This is a genomic window from Priestia sp. SRI_019, from assembly GCF_057586255.1.
Genome location: NZ_JBYCZN010000001.1, coordinates 1,282,331 through 1,299,651, shown reverse-complemented (window position 1 = coordinate 1,299,651; position 17,321 = coordinate 1,282,331). Strand labels below are relative to the sequence as shown.

Sequence of the window (17,321 nt, the reverse complement as noted above, 5' to 3'; positions counted from 1 at the left end):
AATACTATTATTCTATCACTCGTAATAAGATTACATACAAATACAAGGAAAATATGTATAATAAAACCAGGAGGTGACAGCATGAAGAAACTACTGCCTTTTCTATTTTTAGCCGCTCTTTATTTGTATGACTCTTCATACAATCATACTGCTTTTTTACATAAACCGGTTGTTCCTGCGGTTTTATATGGAGCTGCTATTTTTGCCTGTGCGCTACTGCTTGTAAATGTAAAAAAAGATCGAGCTGTTTAAGCAAGGAGATTACTATGAGCTATAAAATTGTATTTTTTGACGTGGACGGAACTCTTACTCATCACGAAAACGGGACTATTTCGACCAAAACTCGAGAAATTGTAAAAAGTTTAAAGCACAAAGGATTAAAAATCGTAGCCGCTACCGGAAGGCCTTTATCCCTGTGTGAAGAAGTTAAAGAATTAGGTATAGATACGCTTATTACCGCAAACGGAGCGTTTACTGTACATAATGAAGAAGTCATTCATAAGCTGTCCATGGACAAGCACGTCGCGCGTGAAGTCTTTGAATACGCGGCATCAGAAAAGCATGGACTTTCATTTTACACAAAAGAGCTCAGTATGAACGGGATCAAAGATGATAATATTTTAAAAGCCCTGAAGGAAACGTTATCGCTCAGTGATTATCCTCAAATTAATGAGCGTATTTATGACGAAGATATTTATTTAATGTGTTTGTATGCCGATGACAAAACCGCCGAGCAGTATACGCAGCAATTTCCTCATTTACTATTTAAAAGATGGCATCCTTTTATCGTAAGTGTTCTTCAAGAAGAAATTACAAAATCGGTAGCTATCCTGAAGGTCTTAGACTATTTTAACATCCATCAATCTGAGGCTATCGCATTCGGAGACGGAGAAAATGACATCGATATGATCGAGTTAGCCGGCCTCGGAATTGCGATGGGCAACGGATCTGATAAGTTAAAAAGCGCCGCTGATTTTGTCACGAAGAAATCGGGTGAAGACGGGATTGAGTTTGCCCTTAAAAAATTTAAAGTCCTATAGAAAAGTCACGCTTAGATAACTTATCTAAGCGTGCTTTTTCCTTTCCATAAATGTTTCAGGATTTAGCTCTTCCGATTGAATGACAATGACCGCCATACCGGTTTCACTTCCCGATGTATGCCATTCTCCTTTTTCCCACAGTGCTGCTTCTCCACGCCTAATGGGTATTCGTTTTTGATCCTCTCCTGTTACCCACCCTTCACCTTCAACTACGATAAATAGCTGAGATATAGGCGCTTCGTGATATCCTACTGTTCCTTCTCCTTCTATATACATATAACCGATCGTAGCTGCTTCCTTTGTTCTGACCATTTTTACGTAAGTGGCTAAATGCGACTGATATTTTTCTGCTTTTTTCCATGTTCTTTAGTAAATTTATAGGTTTTCAATGTGCATGACCTCTTTATTCATTACGTTTTCTTATTTCTTTTTGTTGCGTTTAAGATACTCAGGGGGAGAAACAGATTCAACAAGTAAAGCACCGTCTAGCTGGTCACGCGGTACAAATAAAGTTGGCATGGTACCACCTTCTAAAAAAATCGTTTTAGTGAATATCCACTTGTTTACTGAGGATTTTTCAAGCTGTGAAAAATCTGTAAATAAAGCTGGTGACTGAACTTGATGCATATAGTCTTCTAGACTTTTTTTAGGCGGCTTCTCTATTTTATATGGCTGTCCCGTGTCCGTATGTATTTCACCTTCATACATAAATAACCCTAAGTAATAAGACTGTTTTTTTATTTCATTAGAAACAATTGCTCCTAATGGTTCAAATCCTGTAAACGTTTTGTATTGTTTAAAAATATGAAGGTTATGTGCCCAAATAATTATTTTCTGGTCAGGGTACAGCTCCTGGCAAACCCACTCTAGATTTTCCTTCATTCGTTTTTCTCTTCCTTTTCTATATGTTCGGTAGCTGTTATGAAAATGGTTTATAAAATACAAGCGATTTTGCAGGCAGCGAAGGATTATTTTAAACTGACGTACAAGCTCTTGATTTTCAAGATCGAAAATGTATTCTTTATGTATAGCTTCTAAGGCTGCTATCACTGCACTTGCTTTTTCTTTAAACGTTGCAAACTCACGTAGCATTTCTGCTGGGACTTTTTTTCTTCTCGCTTTATATTGCCCTAGTTGGTAGTACCATTTATACGCGCCTGCTTCAATGTATTCTATCTTTTCTATCACGTCTTCAGACACTACGGAACTCAGCTGCTGAATGAATTTCACGAAAAGATCAGGATTAGAAGAAGGATTACTATCTATTCCTATTAAACTTAAATCTGATTTTTTTATTAGCTGAAACAAAGACAGATTTTCTTTTGTTGCCCATAGGGAATAAATCGCGTTTTTTAAAAAGTCTTCATCTGTAAACTCTTTCTTTAACTCATTAGCGCTGAAGCATTCGGCTAAGCCGCTTTCAAATGCCAGTACGGTAAAATTCATTTCTTTATGTAGAAATTCTATTATTTTTGACTTCATCATATTATGTTCTCTTATGTTATGACCGTTTTCCCCTAACCACACAATTCTCTTATCTTTTATTATATGACGGAGAAATTCAAACTCTTCAGGCATACATTTAGCTGGTTCTCTTAACTGGATTGAGTTTTTAGATAGCCATTCTATAGAGTTTGAATACTTCTCTTTTCTTCTAAAAAAAATCCCCATACCCTATCCCCCTTTGCTACATTACCTATTACTTCCATCTTACTAAAATACAGCTAACACTTCACTATTTATGTACAGCAACTAATCATTAGCAAAAAGACCTTATCTATCTATAAGGTCCTAGCTTTCTCCAAACGTTCTTTGACTATTTTTTTAAACGCATGAGGATCATCTACCCGAATGGCGACCTGCTGGTATTTCTTTTTGATTCCCATAAAAAGCGTTGCTTCAGTTGGAGACTTTAGTATTAGTAAAAGATCAGGATGAACAGTTTCAAAATCGCGGGCGATAAATTCAATCGTGGTGTTAGGTACTTTTTGCTCGAGAACGTGAGCGTCTTCTACTATCTCAGCAATGTCTCTAAATGGTATCTCCACACGCTTCGCTAAACCAAATGAAATGTATAGACGATCATCATCGACTCGTAAAGGGTTAAGCCTTAATGCTTGAATATCTCCTATGAAGAAAATAATGCTATAAATATTAAGGATCAGTAAAACGACTGAAAGAATGATAGAGGTATTGTGCAGCAGCCAGTGAAGACCTAATGTTTCAATGATAATCGCATGAATAATCATAATTTGAAACGTAATAAAACTAGAGCGTTTATACAGAGTAAACGTATTCCCTTCAGTACTCGGCTGCTTCTTCCACGTTCCAAACGCATAGTAAAACATCAGCATTTCTGAACAAAGGATGTGTATAAAAGTTTGTTTGGAGAACTTTTCGTTTACAGCCCGCGAAAAAGAAAATAAAAGCGGTAAAGAGCTTGATCTGATCCTTCTTAAAATAGGCGGTACGTTTTTAACTAGCATAAATAGCAGTGAAAGTTCAAATAAAATGAGTACTCCTTCTATTCCAACACCGAGCCACATAACCGACTGAAAAGAAGCCAAGTATTCGCTTGGAATGATAAAACGCGCAGCCACAAGGCCTGTAGCCATTAATACAATAAAGTACTTTAGACTGAACTTACGTTGCCAAGCTAGAAATAAGAGCGGAGCTACAAGGCTTAAATCTAAAATAGAACCTACTACCACTCCGTTGAAATCACCAGGCAACGACTGAAGTCCAAAAGAAGAATGATATAACACATAATTCGAGCTTATCACTAATAGCAACAAGAAAAGAGCAACAAAAGAAACTGTTTTTCTATGAAGAACCAAACAACCCACCTCACTTTTAGTTGGTGAAACACAAAAATTCCTGTTACTTCCATTTTACCAATGGAGTTGATTTAAGTCACTTTATAACATGACTTTGTGTTATAAAATCCATTTAAAGATATCCACTCTTCTATAGTGATTCTTATATACAAATAATTTACAATGTAAAAAGAGTTTGACATTTTTGGAACTGATGATACAATGATAATGTAAAACACTTTTTACATTTTCAACAAGGAGGAGTAAGAATGGATTGGGTTAAAATTGTGTATTCATTCATCCTGTTAGTTTGCGGAATTTTAATTTTTGTTTCATCATCTTCGCGAAAAGGTGATGAAAGGAAGAAGTTTATCAGCACGAAGGCTCAATCATACGCATTTGTGGTAGTTATAGGTACGCTGATTTTAGAGGTTATAGAGTCCATTTATCGGACTTTTCAAGGGAAAAGTTCTTATGATGGCATTGGCATTTCGCCGCTAATATTTCTGACGATGATTTCAGTTATATATTTAATAACGTTTCTCATGTACAGAAAAAAATACGGTGATTAAATGAACGATCACAAGTAAGAAATAAAGAAATTGAGCTCATATTTTCTGGTGAAACGATAAATATAACCTCACTTTATAATTAGCTTTTAATACAGCCTCTAGATGACATCCGACAGTAAATGAGCTTGTTATAAGTGCTTTTAAAAGTAATAACTAGACCTCCTACTGAGGTTTTTTTTATGGACTCTTAAAATAAAACATCTCCGGTAGCTAAAATCAGGAGATGATATTATAAACGGTTAGTTCATTAGCGTTTTCTTACTCTCTATTCTGTTTCTCAAGTAATTCAATCACTCGATCATTTTGTTTAACAATCGTTCTTAGCTTTGCTTCTAATGAACACAAAGTGATAAAAGCGGCTATAAATCCTATAACACCATAAAACATAACGGCTTCTCCCCTTTTTTAAAACACTCAACCATATACGCCTTACATCTCAAAAAAGCTATGTCTTTCCACTTTACAAACCCTAAGCGAAAACGTTTGATACCATTCTGTTTTCCCTTTGTGCTGTGCTGCGCGGTGGGCTGAGTTTTCTTTCCACATTTTGATTGATTCTAAAGAATCCCAGTACGAAATGGTAATGCCTAAATCTTTGTCCCTGGCACTTTCTATGCCTAAAAAGCCTTTTTGATTAGATGCAAGCTCTACCATTTTGTCTGCCATGATTCCATAACCCTTCTCACCTTCCGTTCTTTCAGAAGCAAAAATAACGGCGTAATAAGGCGGTTCTGGGGTTTTAGCAATTCCAGACATATTGATTTCCTCCTTTAGACGTCATATTAATAGTAAAAAAGTATAAGTGCATAATTAATTTTTCTATTACCTTTGTCTTCTTTTAGCACTATTTTTATAAATTCCATTATAATACTTTTTTTAGTTTGCCTATACAAAATGTAACATTTAATAGCATGTAAAGATAAATATTCCATTTGTATGATATAGTCTTTATATGTAAAAACAAATAGAAATGGAGTTTCAACATGAGGAACATAAGCAAGATAACAACTGGGACCATTACGATAGCTTTGGCGCTTGGATTAATAGGGTGCAGTCACACAAGTTCAAATAATGAGAGCATAGATGGAAGCGAGGCAAAAAAAGAGCTGGCCATAGAGCTGAAATTCCTGCAAAACGAGTGTGAACGCTTAATCAATAAAGACGGAAAGATAGAAGATAAAACGTTTCAAAGCTATAAAAACGATTTTAACCTTCTATCTGCGTCTATCAATAGTACGTTAAAAGTAGAAACACAAAATGATAGTGAGCTAAAAAAAAGCATAGCGCAATTAAAAAGAGATGTAGATGCATTAACAAAAAAAGAATATGTAAAATCCTATAAAAGATTTAATTCAAGCAAGACTATCTATGAAGTTACGCTCATGAACAATGTTCATGACGTTATAGATGCAACAAAAATTTCAGAAAAAAGCAATAACGTGTCAGATTCATTTGATGATAAACACTTCCATTCTTCTGAAGCACAAATAAAAAAAGATATGGGGCCTGCGATTGATCATATTAACACCCTATCTAAATATAAAATAGAACTCATGCAAGATGAAATCCAAAAACATCGCGATAGTTTCACCAAGCTGCAGCTCGAACAATTAAAAAAAGCCACTCATAATTTTGATTTGTCTTTAGACAACCAAATTAAATCTATTCAATCTTATAAACCTATAGGTGAAGATTATAGTGTAAGTAGAGAATTCAGCTATAAGGCATCTGAAAAGTATACCAATGCCTGTGTGTACATTACCGACTTTGAATCTAATTTAGGAATCGCCAAGGCCGGTGATTTTTAAAAAAGCTCTCTAAAAGTACTTTTAGAGAGCTTTTTTTCTGTATTCATTACAAGCTCAAGTTTTTACTCCTTACGTTTTGCACATATTCGCTTTTTCTAAGTCAAGCGAAGCATCACATATAACCTGGGGATATCGGTGTTATTTTTCATAAAAAATAACCAAAATAAGGATTTTAAAAGAGCTTTATAGCTCATTTATCGCGTAAAGAAACCTTATTATTTGATACATCAACTAATAAAGAGTAAAGTTTTTCTATAATAAAGGTGAAAAGCGAAAGGATGAGTAAGATGTTTAAAGATGGTTATGTAAAAGTGAATGATGTAAACCTTCATTACGTAACAAAAGGTGAAGGCGAGCTTATGCTGTTTTTACACGGCTTCCCTTACTTTTGGTATACGTGGCACCATCAGTTAGAAGAGTTTTCGAAAGATTACCGCGTGGTAGCTGTAGATATGCGAGGCTATAACTTATCAGATAAGCCAGAAGAAATTTCTTCTTACAGCATGCCCCTTTTAATGGAAGATGTAAAACAGTTAATTGAAGCGTTTGGTGAAAAAGAATGTGTGTTAGTGGCACACGATTGGGGCGGCGCTGTTGCATGGGCATTTGCTTATACATATCCGCAGTATGTTAAAAAATTAGTCATGTTTGATGCACCGCACCCTTATACCTTTATAAGAGAGCTTGCTGAAAATCCTGCTCAACGAGAAGCAAGCAGCTATATGAGCTTTTTCCAACAGCCAAATTCTCAAGATGAGCTACTCGCAAATAATAGTGAAAAGCTAAGAAATATGCTGACGGAGCCTGGCATCAAAAAAGGCTATTTAACTAAAGAAGAAGCAGCGAAATACGTAGAGGCGTGGAACCAGCCGAATGCAATGAAATCCATGCTTAACTACTACCGTGCGTCTTCTCTTTATCCATTTGAAGAACGCGTTCATAAACCTGTAGCACTGCCGCATAAAGTATTTCAGTCTCCCACTTTAATACTATGGGGAAATGCGGACGAAGCGTTTGAAAACAGTAATTTAGACGGCATCGAAGAATACGTTCCAAACGTAACGATTCATCGCTTAGACGGTGTAGGACATGCGCCTCAGCATGAGCAGCCCCAAAAGGTAAATAAATTTATGAGAGACTTCTTAAGCAAATAAACTAGAAAAAAAACTGCAAGGTACGGTATACAGCCGCTTTGCAGTCTTTTTTATAAATGATAAAAGCTATTCAGATCTATTTTTTACATTATTGGATTATTTTTCAACGTTTTAACAGATGCATACCGGGTATGAATTTTACTGTACAGATGCAGTCCCCCCAAAGGAACATGTATATTTCTTTCTTACTTACCCTTTTTGGAACTCTCTTTTTTGAGGGTTCTTTTTTTACGCGTTTACTTCTTTCCCATTGGAAGAACAATCTTAAACAGTGCTCCTCCCGTCTCCTTATTATCGGCCGTGATGCTTCCTCCGTGATTTTTCACAATGGAATGAGCAATATAAAGACCTAGCCCTAAGTTTCCGTAGCCGCTTGCTCTTGACGCATCTTCTCTGTAAAACTTTTTAAACAGCTGATCTCTGTTCGATAACGTAAACCCAGGACCCGTATCATGTATTTCAAAGATTACTTCGCTGTGATGAACGACGGTATGCCAAGCTATCTCCCCTCGTTCAGGCGTGTAGCGAATACAGTTTGTGATGATATTATCTAATACTTGAGAAATGCGCTGAGGATCTCCGTAAAATTGATTGGATGCATCTTCTATACTAATTGAAGATACAAATGCAATCTCTTTTTTTTGACACAAAAGCTGAAACTCGTCCGCTTTCTCATGAACAAATGTATAGATATCAATAGGTTCCCGCTTTACAGTAAAGCCCGGATTTTCTATGACAGATACTTCTTGCAGCTGATTTAATAGTTGAATCGAACGCTGTGTATTTGTGTAAATCGTATGTAAGTATCGATTAAGCCTCTCGGGGTCCTTTTTGCTTCCTTCTACTAAAATTTCGGTGTGACCGTGAATAATCGTAAGAGGCGTTCGTAAATCATGCGCAATCGCAGCCGTCATATCTTTGCGGTCTTCTTCTAGCTGCCACTGTTTAGCTAGCGATTGCTTTAATTCTTTTCGCATTTCTTCAAAGGCATGCAGCAGCTGACTTAATTCTTTTGCGTCTTGAGTGACGGACAGCGAAAAATCTAAATTATTATGCTGAATATTTTTGGCTGCGGTCATCAGCTCATTAAAAGGCCGTTCAATTTTTTTGCTAAATCGTCTTCCAAACAAATAAGCAAAAAAGTAAAAGTAAAGAAACGGACTGGCTAGCGATAAAAACGTTACAAGCGCAACAATCCATTTAATATTTGGATTAGCCGAAGTCACATTTAATTGATATCTTAGAGCAATCGCCCCGTTTACTTCGTCTTTTGAATCCAAAAGCGGATAGACTTTTATAATATATTTACCTGAATGGATATTTGTATTGACCTGAGAATAAAGATCCCGTTTATTTTTTATGTATGAAGTGGACATGGACCCATACACGATTTGTCCTTCTTTATTTATAATTTGATAATCCATTCCTTCTAGCGGAATAACCGATTCTACTTGATTTTTAGCACTTTTAGAAAGAAGCGCATCTTCCTTTCCGTTCACAAACTGGATAATTTTCGGTATTTTCTTTTCATAATAATTCGCCGGATTCAATGCTCCGGGCATAAAAAACCAGTTCACTAAGATGACAATTCCCCACGTTAAAAGCGTCGCAAGCAGGCTATACAGCAAAATTAAATGAAAAGATAAAACAAACTGCGCTTTTAACGTCGCCCGGTTCATCCATTTTTTTATTTTACCCATTTGTAGCCAATTCCCCAAACCGTTGAAATGTAAGGCGTTTCGTCATACTTTAATAGTTTTGCTCTAATTTTTTTCACGTGTTCTGTAATAGTAGATGAATCTCCTTCCGCGTCGTAGCCCCAAACTTTTTCATACAGCTGCTCACGTGTAAAAACCTGACCTGGATGAAGAGCGAGGAAATGAATAATCTCAAATTCTCTTGAAGTAAACGGAATCACTTCATTGTTATGTAAAATTTGATAGCCATTTAAATCAATCGTTAACTCTCCAACATGAAGCCTGTTATAGGAGTTACTGTTAATTCTTTGCTCTCGGCGCAGATGGGCGTAAATTCGAGCTTTTAGTTCCTTCATGCTAAAAGGCTTAACTAAATAATCATCTCCACCGACCAATAGTCCTTTTACTCTGTCCTGCTCGGTTTGCTTGGCGCTTAAAAAGATAATAGGACATGATATGCTTTTTCGAATCAGTTCACAAAGTGCAAAGCCATCCATGCCTGGCATCATCACATCCAGCACAATTAAATCTGGATTTATTTTTAACTTTTTTAACGCTTCCTGTCCTTCGTAAGCGAACATCACCTCATATCCTTCATCTTGCAGCGCATCTTTCATAAATGAAATAATGTCTTTTTCGTCGTCCACTAGTAAAATTGTTTGGTTCATCTCCAGTTCACCCTACCCATTCTTTCTTTTTCCATACGAATAGGTTTATTATAAGGCTAATGATTAAAATTGGAAATAATAGGTTCACTAAAAATTCAGAGCTTGAGCTGCTTAATTCATGAAAAACAGAATCGGTTACGGAGAAAAAGAAGCTTAGTTTATCTGAAACATACACACTTCCAATTAAAGCACCAATAGTTGCGACGTAAGATAAAATGGAATTAGGCATAAGAACACTCAGGATACTCCCGATACTAATAACCGCTATAAAGATGCAAAAACAAATGCCGTAAAATTTCAGCGAATATAGGAACGCCCCTAAAGTCCCGAGCGTATGTCCGCCTAAAAATGTTGTTTCGTTTACGTGAGGCATAGCTAGCTTCCCAACACACGTGCCCACTCCCCAAGTAATACAAAGAATAAGAAAAACTAACAAACATTGAACGGCCCATTTTACAAAAAACAGCTTTACACGATGATGCGGTCGAATCAATACCATGCGCAAAGCTCCGGACGTGTACTCGCTGTTAAAGCTATCTGCCACAAACATAGGAATGACAATAAACGTAATAACAAACGACAGTTCTCGAAGAAACAAAGGCGCGGAATTTAAAGAATCAATTTTCACGTCATGGTCTGCATCGAAAAACGAAGTGCCTCCCATTCGAAATAAAAAGAACCAAATAAAAGCAAGTAACCCTGCGTACACGGCTAATACAGCCGCCGTTTTCTTTCGTTTAAACGTTCGCTCTAATTCACTGATAAAAAGTCCTGTCATCATGTCTTCTCTCCTTTTATAGAAATGATTCTTTTTTTCGAATAGCTACATACGTTAAACCGCTAAAAAACAGAACATAAAAACCTAACACGCCGAAATTCCAGCCAACAAACTGCGGTTTTTCTGCCATCATGACTGCAATCCCCTGCCATTGAATCATCGGTACGGAAGTAAAAAATAGCTGTCCAAAGAGCTCTTCACTCATCCACCGCTTAAAGCCCGTTAATAAAGTCGGATACGAAAACGAGATCAGTATAAAAGCAACGCCAATTCCAACAGCCGCAGTGGTCGTTTTGCTGATAACAGAGATAAAAAACAGCACACAGCATATCGCAATCGTCGTTAAGTAGGCATATCCATAGAATGAAAGATTATATACTAGCGCTTCTTTTATGTTAAAAGCATGACTGTGATAAAACACAAAGTAGCTTTGCGGCTGTTCAAACATTAAAAAGCCTATCACATAGCTCATACAAAAATACGTAATAAAAAACAGTGCATTAAACAGCAGAAGCACTATGGCTTTTGCGATGATGATTTCTTTAAACGAATATGATCGTATCATAACCATTCGAAGCTGTCCTGACCGGTACTCGCCGGTAACAACGAGCGTAATAAAAACTAAGAACATGGCATTAAAAACGGTAAATAACATTTCAGCTAAGCTCAGTACAGGAAAGTTTCCCGCAAACGTATACTGCGGTAAATCGACTGTGAGTGCTCCGTTTTCTTTTTGGAGATAGGATGAAGCAGCTAACAGTACTACCGGCACTAATAGAAAGGTCAGCCACGCCACTTTTCGTTTCCAAAGTCTTTCCCACTCCGCTACTAAGAGCTCATTCATTGCGACACCAGCTCTACAAACGCATCTTCAAGATTTTTACCAGATGCTAACTGGTCTAAAGCGCCGTCCCATATTAACTCTCCTTCTCTCATCACCACAATTTGATCACATACTCGCTGTAATTCATCCAGCAAATGACTAGAAATCAGAATCGTTTTGTTATAGTCGCGTTTTAAGGTAAAAAGCAGCTCGCGCAGTTCACGTACGCCCATTGGATCTAAGCCGTTGGCTGGCTCATCTAGTATCAACAAATCCGGGTCACCTAAGAGAGCTTGGGCAATTCCGAGCCTTTGCTTCATCCCAAGAGAATACGTTCGAACTTTATCATTTTCTCTGCCGGTTAATCCCACAATATCAAGCACTTCTTTCACTCTTTGCTGCCTTTTTTGTTTTGTCGAAAACGAATGCAGGCGAGCTAAGTTTGCCAGGTTTTCTTTCCCCGTCATATAAGAAAAAAAGATGGGCGACTCCACAATTGCACCAACGTTTTGCAGCGCTTCTTTTCTTTGTGAAACAATATGTTTATTATTAATAAAAACTTCTCCTCCAGTTGGTTTAATCAACCCCGTCAATAAACGAATTAACGTCGTTTTACCAGCTCCGTTTGGCCCTAGCAGTCCACATATTTCCCCTTCGTTAATTTGAAACGATACTTCTTTTACTAAGTGGCAACGCCTTACTCTTTTAGAAACGCTCTTTACCTCTAAAATAATATTTTTCATATTAAATCCCCCCTACACGTAGTATAGGAGGGATTTATAAAGAATTTATAAAGTTTATAAAAATTATTGTACAGGCTTTTTAGCTACGATATAGGATACAAGCGCGAATAAAAGCAAAAATACAGATAAAAACAAATAGCCAGCGCCTTCAAAGCCTCTTACCTCTACATAGCCAATATAAAAAAGAACAGCGGCAGCAATAACGGTTAGCATTGAAGGAATCATTCTAATGACCTTGTTCCACTTCATCTTTCTGAACAGCCAGGTTATAAGGAGTAAAAGCACACCTGGCAGCAGTGCAATAAGTAAAGGACCGCCTATCATCATAATCGATCAACCTTTCAAAATATCTGTTATTGAGGAACATATATAGAAAAATTTTTAAGTGCTGTGTTTAATTTAGTTTCTTATTGCCTTTTCCATAAATCACAACTGTGTACGAATCACCTTTCACTTTATTTTTCATTTCTTTTGTTTCAAGAAATTCATCGATAATCCCTTTAAGTTCATCGGCAAATTTCTTATTATCTTCAGAAACGCTTAATGAAGTGTAGATAAATACTTGTGGTGCGGGATGAACAGAATAGCCTACCATCTTTACATGATATTTCTCTTTTCCTAGTAAGTCTTCACCCACATCCGTAACAATAGTTCCCCATCGATTGTCTTGGTCACGTTTCTTAAGGTTTATTTTCTTTATTTTTATGGAAGCATTCTCTGCTTTATTTTCAGCCAGAACAGCCTGAATGAGGGCTTTTATTTCTTCTACTCTCTTTTCTGTATTAGGAATTTCCAGCTCTACTCTTGTCGGAGAATTATAACTAACGTTAGCTATTAAAAAGTCATAATGATGCTTCTCTAATTCTGTAGAAATATCAGTTTGAATCTTTTCAATTTTTTTCTCTTGTGCATTCGGTTCCGTATAGACATACGGCTCCATTCTTTCAATTTTAAACGTATAGGCATCATAATTCCTTTTGGATAAGATTTCAGTTGCAATCTCGGTAATATCTCCTCGTACCTTATTAAAATACTTCTCTGATCCTTCTACTGATACAACTAATTCTTTTTTTCCTCCATAATAGGTCTGCCCCACGCTAGCCGTTTTATATCCCTCTTTTTCAAGCTCTTGATACAATACATCGGATACAGGCTTTTGCTTAAAAAGCTGTCCTACATAAGGGATTTTAGCAGCCACTTGGGCCATTGCTGGAGAAACAAATGCTGAACTAATGAACGCACCGCTCAAAATAAAAAGGGCAATACCACAATATACAATATTTCTTAAAAAGCGATTTTGTTTGATAGAAAATAGATTACTTTTAGACTTTACGAGTTGTGAAGATTCTAATTGATTTATTGTTTCTAAAAGCCTTTGTTTATGCTTTTGCTTTCTTTTTGGTTCCCAAATCAACTCCCCATTTAATTTTTCTAGTGAATTGTCATCTATATAAGAATTAAACGGTTTCTTCATATACATATCCATCCTTTACTAACTGCTTTCTTAAAGCAGGAATTGCCCTGAACTGCGCTGATTTTACTTTGCTTTCAGACCAGCCTAAAATAGTAGCTGTATCTTTAACGGAAAAACCTTGAACTTTGCGCAGTAAAATAACTTTACGATGTGAATCTTTGAGCTTTCCTAACGCTTGATACAGTTCTAGAGAAGTTTCTCTAAGCTCAATCATTTCTTGGGGTAAACGAGCATGATCCTTTTTCGAAAGAAGAAAGTCTTTTAAAAGACTAGTAGGCTTTTGTTTTCGAAAATAATCAATCGTTACATTATGGGCAATACGAAATAACCACGTCTTTTCACTAGCGTTTTGCTGAAATAAATCATAGGAAAGATAGGCTTTTACAAATGTTTCATGGGTCAAATCTTCAGCTTGCTGATAATCTTTTACGAGCATCAAAATAAATTTGAATAAAGCGTCACTATGCTCATCATACCAACGCTCAATCTCTTCTTTTTTCGTATTCTCCAATGTCCTGACCATCCTTTTAACTAGTATTCGTTACTTAGACGTAATTTTTATAAAAAAGTTGTGGTTTTTATTTACAAAAATAAAAAAACTCTCCTAATTAAGAGAGCTTTTACTATCACAATCTATGAAATTTTTAATTAACCAAAGGCTTAGGACTCGGAAATCCCATTCGCAATTGCTAATAAAAAAATCAAAACAGAAAGCAACACAAAAAAGATGCTGTTTGCGATAATGCTAAACCACACAACGCTCGGCTTTTTTGTTCGAACTCCTAAAACTAATGCCACAATAAAGCCAATATCTATCGCAAAAAACAGCCACAGCAGAATGGTCAAATCACCGGTTTCACTTGGGAAAATTGAATTTTGGGGAAGCAGCCGATTTGCAAAAAATACAACAAACGCAGCCGCCAGTAACATAATCGTTAATAAAATCGGCTTACTTTCTTTTGATATACTCATTTCAAATACCTCCTAACTAAAGAAAATAATACCATATAATACTGAATTGAAATATACAGATTACAAAGTCTTACTACCACACAGAAAAAGAAGACATAGATTTTTATTTACTGGTTCTTTTCTAAGGGGCAAAATTTATTTTCATAATGCACTTTTAGCGTAAATTCACGTTTTTTATTTGCTTGTATTACTTGTATATTTGCTATTCCCCCTCAAATTCAAGCAGGAATTCGCATAAAACTTCTCCACTATGGAAATAATTATTCGAATTTGAGTGAATTAGTTAGTGAGTTTTAAAGATATTATTTATTTTAAGTAGGGTCTGATATCTTTCGTTGTTGATTCACTTTATTAAACTGTTAAGAAGTTTTGTTGAAAAAGTTGTAAATGTAACCTTCTAAAGTAAGAGCATTTCTTTGTAATGAGAAATGCTTTTTATTTTGTTTAAAATTAAAAGGATATTTTAATAACAACAATAATATAATAAAAAACAATAACATTTTATTGTAAAACAATAAATCATATGTTAAATTCGTATTATTATTAAATAAGTGAGGTGTTTTTTATGAATGTTAAACGAGGCTCTACCACTTTCTTAAAGGTAATCATTTTTCTGATTGGAATTGCAGTGCTTGCCGCATGTATATTTTTGTTGCCTGAAGCAGCCAGAAGAGATGCTATAGAGCGTCCTGGTGATTATTCGTTATATCCACTGTTGGTATGTACATATGGAATATGTATTACATTTTCTTTGGCGTGTTATCAAGCTTTTAAACTTTTAACCTATATCGAGAAGAATAACGCTTTCTCTGAGTTATCTCTTCAATCTTTGAAGGTAATAAAAAAATGCACTTTTACTGTCATTTTGTTTATTTTGTTAGCAATAGTTTATTTAAGGGCGCATGCTCAATTCACAGGTGATGATGCAGCAGGTCCAATATCTCTAGGTCTAATGGGCATCTTGGCAACAAGTATCATCGCAGCCATTGTAGACGTGTTTCAAAAACCTATAAAGAATGTCATGGATTTACAGACAAAAAACAATTAATATTTTGAAATATAGAAGAGGTGTTTTTATGAAGATAGCAACCACATTATTTTTGAAGATAGCAGTTATTCTCATTGGAATTCTAGTTCTCACTTTGTGCATATTTCTAGTTCCTGAACTGGCAGATGCGGTAGCGGAGTTCTTAGGTATTCATTCCATAAAATATATCATTTTCATTCTTTTATATGGAGGAACATTACCTTTTTACTTCGCCCTTTATCAAGCTGTTAAACTGTTGAGTTATATTGATAAGAACATTGCTTTCTCCGAATTGTCTGTTCGAATTTTAATGAGCATCAAATACTGCGCCATTTCTATCTGTAGTTTGCATGTCTTAGGGTTGCCCGTCTATTATCTCGTGGCAGATAAAGACGATGCCCCAGGTCTCATTTTTGTTGGAATGGTCATTCCTTTTGCTTCGTTGGTTATCGCAGTTTTTGCTGCTGTTCTCCAAAGACTTTTGCAAGAAGCGATTAACATAAAATCAGAAAATGATTTAACGGTCTGAGGTGGAAGATATGGCAATTATTATTAATATTGATGTGATGTTAGCAAAACGAAAAATGAGCGTAACGGAGCTTTCAGAGAGGGTTGGAATTACTATGGCGAATCTTTCCATCCTGAAAAATGGGAAAGCAAAAGCGGTTCGTTTTTCAACATTAGAAGCAATATGTAAGACTTTGGATTGTCAGCCAGGCGATATTTTAGAGTACAAAAGAGACGAAGACAATTCATAATAAAAGACAACAAATTCCTTCAACCATGAGGATTAGGTATTGAAATTAAAATGAAGGGTCAGCTTAATTGCTGTCCCTTCTCTGCTTTTATTGATCTATTCAATCAGAGAACTCGATTGAGAATTATACTAATATTGGTAACAAAAAGTGTGATGTGATTTGCAATATTTACACCTCAAAAGAGAACACGTTATATTTTTCTACGTCCTCTTTATTATTCATTTAGTACATACTCTAAAATGTCACCCGGTTGACAATCTTAGGCATAGCTCATTGCAAATATTTTTCTGCTAAAGAAGGGCTTAAGTAGCGAGCCATACCGGTTTTCATTTTACGAAACCCTGCTTTTTTATAAAACTCTTCATTACCCGCTGTGGAAACAAGATGAACGCAGGAAATATCATTAAGCTGAGCCAGCAGGTTTTCTACAATTTGCTGGCCAATTCCTTTGTACTGATAGTGCTCATCAACCACAACATCATAAATCGCAGCATTAAATACACCGTCTGAAAGAGCTCTGCCAAACCCTGCTATGTTATCTTCATCGTAAGCAATCGCTACTGCATTGCTTGATTGAAATACTTTTTTGATCTTTTCTTCATCATGGTTCTTCCACCCTACGGAGTGATAAATTTCTTTCATTCTCGTCCACTCAACATTTTCTATAGAATTTGAAAAGGAAACCTTCATAGAATCTACTCCTTTTATTTTTATATAAGCTATTTCGATCTTTGAAAATAAAATCCCTTGGTGCATGAGCCATTCGTTTATTATTCCGATAGTTATGATTGTCCAGGGCATAAAAACCATATATTTAATAATATGGTAAAATTACTTATATGAAATCGTTTAAGGAGTCTATATATGAAACTGGATTCGAAAAGAAGAAACGTTCAATGGAAATATAGAGAAAAAATAAACGTAAAAAAGCGGAAAGACAACATTCTGCCGAAGCCTTATTTGTTTTTGCCTTCTTTATACTGCTTGGTTT

23 protein-coding genes are annotated in these 17,321 nt (G+C 35.9%); 8 read left to right on the top strand and 15 right to left on the bottom strand.

Annotation, left to right across the window (positions count from 1 at the left end; translation table 11 throughout):
* The first annotated feature begins 81 nt into the window (after positions 1-81).
* Positions 82-252 carry a hypothetical protein gene (locus tag AC2YJL_RS06895; protein WP_369361221.1) on the top strand — a complete coding sequence of 57 codons (171 nt, stop codon included), beginning with the start codon at positions 82-84 and terminating at the stop codon, positions 250-252.
* Positions 253-266: 14 nt separating this feature from the next.
* Entirely contained in the window at positions 267-1,040 is a 774-nt protein-coding gene (locus tag AC2YJL_RS06890) for a Cof-type HAD-IIB family hydrolase (protein ID WP_369361222.1), read from the top strand.
* Between the two features lie 24 nt (positions 1,041-1,064).
* Here AC2YJL_RS06890 and AC2YJL_RS06885 read toward each other — a convergent pair whose 3' ends face one another.
* The 3 genes from AC2YJL_RS06885 to AC2YJL_RS06875 form a co-directional block, all read right to left on the bottom strand.
* A complete protein-coding gene (locus tag AC2YJL_RS06885) occupies positions 1,065-1,352 on the bottom strand; it encodes a cupin domain-containing protein (RefSeq protein WP_230933162.1) in 288 nt (95 codons plus the stop codon).
* A 108-nt stretch (positions 1,353-1,460) separates the two neighbouring features.
* Complete coding sequence (locus AC2YJL_RS06880; protein WP_369361223.1) at positions 1,461-2,711, bottom strand: erythromycin esterase family protein; 1,251 nt, start codon at positions 2,709-2,711, stop codon at positions 1,461-1,463.
* Positions 2,712-2,821: 110 nt separating this feature from the next.
* Positions 2,822-3,877 carry a beta-carotene 15,15'-monooxygenase gene (locus AC2YJL_RS06875; protein WP_369361224.1) on the bottom strand — a complete coding sequence of 352 codons (1,056 nt, stop codon included), beginning with the start codon at positions 3,875-3,877 and terminating at the stop codon, positions 2,822-2,824.
* Between the two features lie 248 nt (positions 3,878-4,125).
* Between AC2YJL_RS06875 and AC2YJL_RS06870 the strand changes: the two genes are divergently transcribed.
* A complete protein-coding gene (locus tag AC2YJL_RS06870; RefSeq protein ID WP_369361225.1) occupies positions 4,126-4,428 on the top strand; it encodes a hypothetical protein in 303 nt (100 codons plus the stop codon).
* Positions 4,429-4,686: 258 nt separating this feature from the next.
* On the opposite strand, the gene AC2YJL_RS06865 is transcribed toward AC2YJL_RS06870, so the two are convergent.
* Entirely contained in the window at positions 4,687-4,815 is a 129-nt protein-coding gene (locus AC2YJL_RS06865) for a hypothetical protein (protein ID WP_269067663.1), read from the bottom strand.
* Between the two features lie 42 nt (positions 4,816-4,857).
* Positions 4,858-5,184 (bottom strand): antibiotic biosynthesis monooxygenase family protein, encoded by a 327-nt coding sequence (locus AC2YJL_RS06860; protein ID WP_195696362.1) that lies wholly within the window; start codon positions 5,182-5,184, stop codon positions 4,858-4,860.
* Positions 5,185-5,411: 227 nt separating this feature from the next.
* On the opposite strand from AC2YJL_RS06860, the gene AC2YJL_RS06855 reads away from it, so the two are divergent.
* Together AC2YJL_RS06855 and AC2YJL_RS06850 are read left to right on the top strand one after the other, a co-directional pair.
* A complete protein-coding gene (locus tag AC2YJL_RS06855) occupies positions 5,412-6,236 on the top strand; it encodes a hypothetical protein (RefSeq protein WP_230933164.1) in 825 nt (274 codons plus the stop codon).
* 287 nt (positions 6,237-6,523) lie between these two features.
* Positions 6,524-7,390 carry an alpha/beta fold hydrolase gene (locus tag AC2YJL_RS06850; RefSeq protein WP_230933165.1) on the top strand — a complete coding sequence of 289 codons (867 nt, stop codon included), beginning with the start codon at positions 6,524-6,526 and terminating at the stop codon, positions 7,388-7,390.
* 236 nt (positions 7,391-7,626) lie between these two features.
* Here AC2YJL_RS06850 and AC2YJL_RS06845 read toward each other — a convergent pair whose 3' ends face one another.
* The 9 genes from AC2YJL_RS06845 to AC2YJL_RS06805 form a co-directional block, all read right to left on the bottom strand.
* Positions 7,627-9,090 carry a sensor histidine kinase gene (locus AC2YJL_RS06845; protein WP_230933166.1) on the bottom strand — a complete coding sequence of 488 codons (1,464 nt, stop codon included), beginning with the start codon at positions 9,088-9,090 and terminating at the stop codon, positions 7,627-7,629.
* Positions 9,078-9,755: a response regulator transcription factor gene (locus tag AC2YJL_RS06840; RefSeq protein ID WP_195696358.1), complete on the bottom strand. Its 678-nt coding sequence runs from the start codon at positions 9,753-9,755 to the stop codon at positions 9,078-9,080. The genes AC2YJL_RS06845 and AC2YJL_RS06840 overlap by 13 nt, the downstream gene beginning before the upstream one ends.
* Positions 9,756-9,762: 7 nt before the next feature.
* Complete coding sequence (locus AC2YJL_RS06835; RefSeq protein ID WP_195696357.1) at positions 9,763-10,536, bottom strand: ABC transporter permease; 774 nt, start codon at positions 10,534-10,536, stop codon at positions 9,763-9,765.
* A 13-nt stretch (positions 10,537-10,549) separates the two neighbouring features.
* Positions 10,550-11,377, bottom strand: coding sequence for a DUF2705 family protein (locus tag AC2YJL_RS06830; protein WP_369361227.1), 828 nt, complete (start codon positions 11,375-11,377; stop codon positions 10,550-10,552).
* Complete coding sequence (locus AC2YJL_RS06825; protein WP_369361228.1) at positions 11,374-12,099, bottom strand: ABC transporter ATP-binding protein; 726 nt, start codon at positions 12,097-12,099, stop codon at positions 11,374-11,376. Before AC2YJL_RS06825 ends, AC2YJL_RS06830 begins: the two co-directional genes overlap by 4 nt.
* Positions 12,100-12,162: 63 nt before the next feature.
* Positions 12,163-12,426 (bottom strand): YesK family protein, encoded by a 264-nt coding sequence (locus AC2YJL_RS06820; RefSeq protein WP_195696354.1) that lies wholly within the window; start codon positions 12,424-12,426, stop codon positions 12,163-12,165.
* A 67-nt stretch (positions 12,427-12,493) separates the two neighbouring features.
* Positions 12,494-13,573: a DUF4030 domain-containing protein gene (locus AC2YJL_RS06815; protein ID WP_230933170.1), complete on the bottom strand. Its 1,080-nt coding sequence runs from the start codon at positions 13,571-13,573 to the stop codon at positions 12,494-12,496.
* On the bottom strand, positions 13,557-14,084 hold the full coding sequence (locus AC2YJL_RS06810) for an RNA polymerase sigma factor (protein WP_195696352.1): 528 nt from the start codon (positions 14,082-14,084) through the stop codon (positions 13,557-13,559). Before AC2YJL_RS06810 ends, AC2YJL_RS06815 begins: the two co-directional genes overlap by 17 nt.
* Positions 14,085-14,233: 149 nt before the next feature.
* Positions 14,234-14,545 carry a hypothetical protein gene (locus AC2YJL_RS06805; RefSeq protein WP_195696351.1) on the bottom strand — a complete coding sequence of 104 codons (312 nt, stop codon included), beginning with the start codon at positions 14,543-14,545 and terminating at the stop codon, positions 14,234-14,236.
* Positions 14,546-15,110: 565 nt separating this feature from the next.
* Between AC2YJL_RS06805 and AC2YJL_RS06800 the strand changes: the two genes are divergently transcribed.
* The 3 genes from AC2YJL_RS06800 to AC2YJL_RS06790 are packed head-to-tail and all read left to right on the top strand — an operon-like array spanning position 15,111 to position 16,330.
* Positions 15,111-15,593: a DUF2975 domain-containing protein gene (locus AC2YJL_RS06800; RefSeq protein WP_097822908.1), complete on the top strand. Its 483-nt coding sequence runs from the start codon at positions 15,111-15,113 to the stop codon at positions 15,591-15,593.
* Positions 15,594-15,621: 28 nt separating this feature from the next.
* Positions 15,622-16,101, top strand: a complete 480-nt coding sequence (locus AC2YJL_RS06795; RefSeq protein ID WP_028409470.1) for a DUF2975 domain-containing protein — start codon at positions 15,622-15,624, stop codon at positions 16,099-16,101.
* A 10-nt stretch (positions 16,102-16,111) separates the two neighbouring features.
* Positions 16,112-16,330 carry a helix-turn-helix domain-containing protein gene (locus tag AC2YJL_RS06790; protein WP_195696350.1) on the top strand — a complete coding sequence of 73 codons (219 nt, stop codon included), beginning with the start codon at positions 16,112-16,114 and terminating at the stop codon, positions 16,328-16,330.
* Between the two features lie 270 nt (positions 16,331-16,600).
* On the opposite strand, the gene AC2YJL_RS06785 is transcribed toward AC2YJL_RS06790, so the two are convergent.
* The gene (locus AC2YJL_RS06785) at positions 16,601-17,020 is read right to left on the bottom strand and encodes a GNAT family N-acetyltransferase (RefSeq protein WP_230933173.1); all 420 of its coding nucleotides are present in this window, start codon (positions 17,018-17,020) and stop codon (positions 16,601-16,603) included.
* Positions 17,021-17,321 lie beyond the last annotated feature (301 nt).

Bases quoted from the DNA above. Each gene is read 5' to 3' on its own strand.
- AC2YJL_RS06870 (WP_369361225.1), top strand. From the start codon at position 4,126: ATGGATTGGGTTAAAATTGTGTATTCATTCATCCTGTTAGTTTGCGGA.
- AC2YJL_RS06830 (WP_369361227.1), bottom strand. From the start codon at position 11,377: ATGAATGAGCTCTTAGTAGCGGAGTGGGAAAGACTTTGGAAACGAAAA.
- AC2YJL_RS06790 (WP_195696350.1), top strand. From the start codon at position 16,112: ATGGCAATTATTATTAATATTGATGTGATGTTAGCAAAACGAAAAATG.
- AC2YJL_RS06885 (WP_230933162.1), bottom strand. From the start codon at position 1,352: ATGGTCAGAACAAAGGAAGCAGCTACGATCGGTTATATGTATATAGAA.
- AC2YJL_RS06820 (WP_195696354.1), bottom strand. From the start codon at position 12,426: ATGATGATAGGCGGTCCTTTACTTATTGCACTGCTGCCAGGTGTGCTT.
- AC2YJL_RS06895 (WP_369361221.1), top strand. From the start codon at position 82: ATGAAGAAACTACTGCCTTTTCTATTTTTAGCCGCTCTTTATTTGTAT.
- AC2YJL_RS06850 (WP_230933165.1), top strand. From the start codon at position 6,524: ATGTTTAAAGATGGTTATGTAAAAGTGAATGATGTAAACCTTCATTAC.
- AC2YJL_RS06800 (WP_097822908.1), top strand. From the start codon at position 15,111: ATGAATGTTAAACGAGGCTCTACCACTTTCTTAAAGGTAATCATTTTT.
- AC2YJL_RS06865 (WP_269067663.1), bottom strand. From the start codon at position 4,815: ATGTTTTATGGTGTTATAGGATTTATAGCCGCTTTTATCACTTTGTGT.
- AC2YJL_RS06785 (WP_230933173.1), bottom strand. From the start codon at position 17,020: ATGAAGGTTTCCTTTTCAAATTCTATAGAAAATGTTGAGTGGACGAGA.
- AC2YJL_RS06795 (WP_028409470.1), top strand. From the start codon at position 15,622: ATGAAGATAGCAACCACATTATTTTTGAAGATAGCAGTTATTCTCATT.
- AC2YJL_RS06880 (WP_369361223.1), bottom strand. From the start codon at position 2,711: ATGGGGATTTTTTTTAGAAGAAAAGAGAAGTATTCAAACTCTATAGAA.
- AC2YJL_RS06840 (WP_195696358.1), bottom strand. From the start codon at position 9,755: ATGAACCAAACAATTTTACTAGTGGACGACGAAAAAGACATTATTTCA.
- AC2YJL_RS06805 (WP_195696351.1), bottom strand. From the start codon at position 14,545: ATGAGTATATCAAAAGAAAGTAAGCCGATTTTATTAACGATTATGTTA.
- AC2YJL_RS06845 (WP_230933166.1), bottom strand. From the start codon at position 9,090: ATGGGTAAAATAAAAAAATGGATGAACCGGGCGACGTTAAAAGCGCAG.
- AC2YJL_RS06825 (WP_369361228.1), bottom strand. From the start codon at position 12,099: ATGAAAAATATTATTTTAGAGGTAAAGAGCGTTTCTAAAAGAGTAAGG.
- AC2YJL_RS06855 (WP_230933164.1), top strand. From the start codon at position 5,412: ATGAGGAACATAAGCAAGATAACAACTGGGACCATTACGATAGCTTTG.
- AC2YJL_RS06860 (WP_195696362.1), bottom strand. From the start codon at position 5,184: ATGTCTGGAATTGCTAAAACCCCAGAACCGCCTTATTACGCCGTTATT.
- AC2YJL_RS06835 (WP_195696357.1), bottom strand. From the start codon at position 10,536: ATGATGACAGGACTTTTTATCAGTGAATTAGAGCGAACGTTTAAACGA.
- AC2YJL_RS06890 (WP_369361222.1), top strand. From the start codon at position 267: ATGAGCTATAAAATTGTATTTTTTGACGTGGACGGAACTCTTACTCAT.
- AC2YJL_RS06815 (WP_230933170.1), bottom strand. From the start codon at position 13,573: ATGAAGAAACCGTTTAATTCTTATATAGATGACAATTCACTAGAAAAA.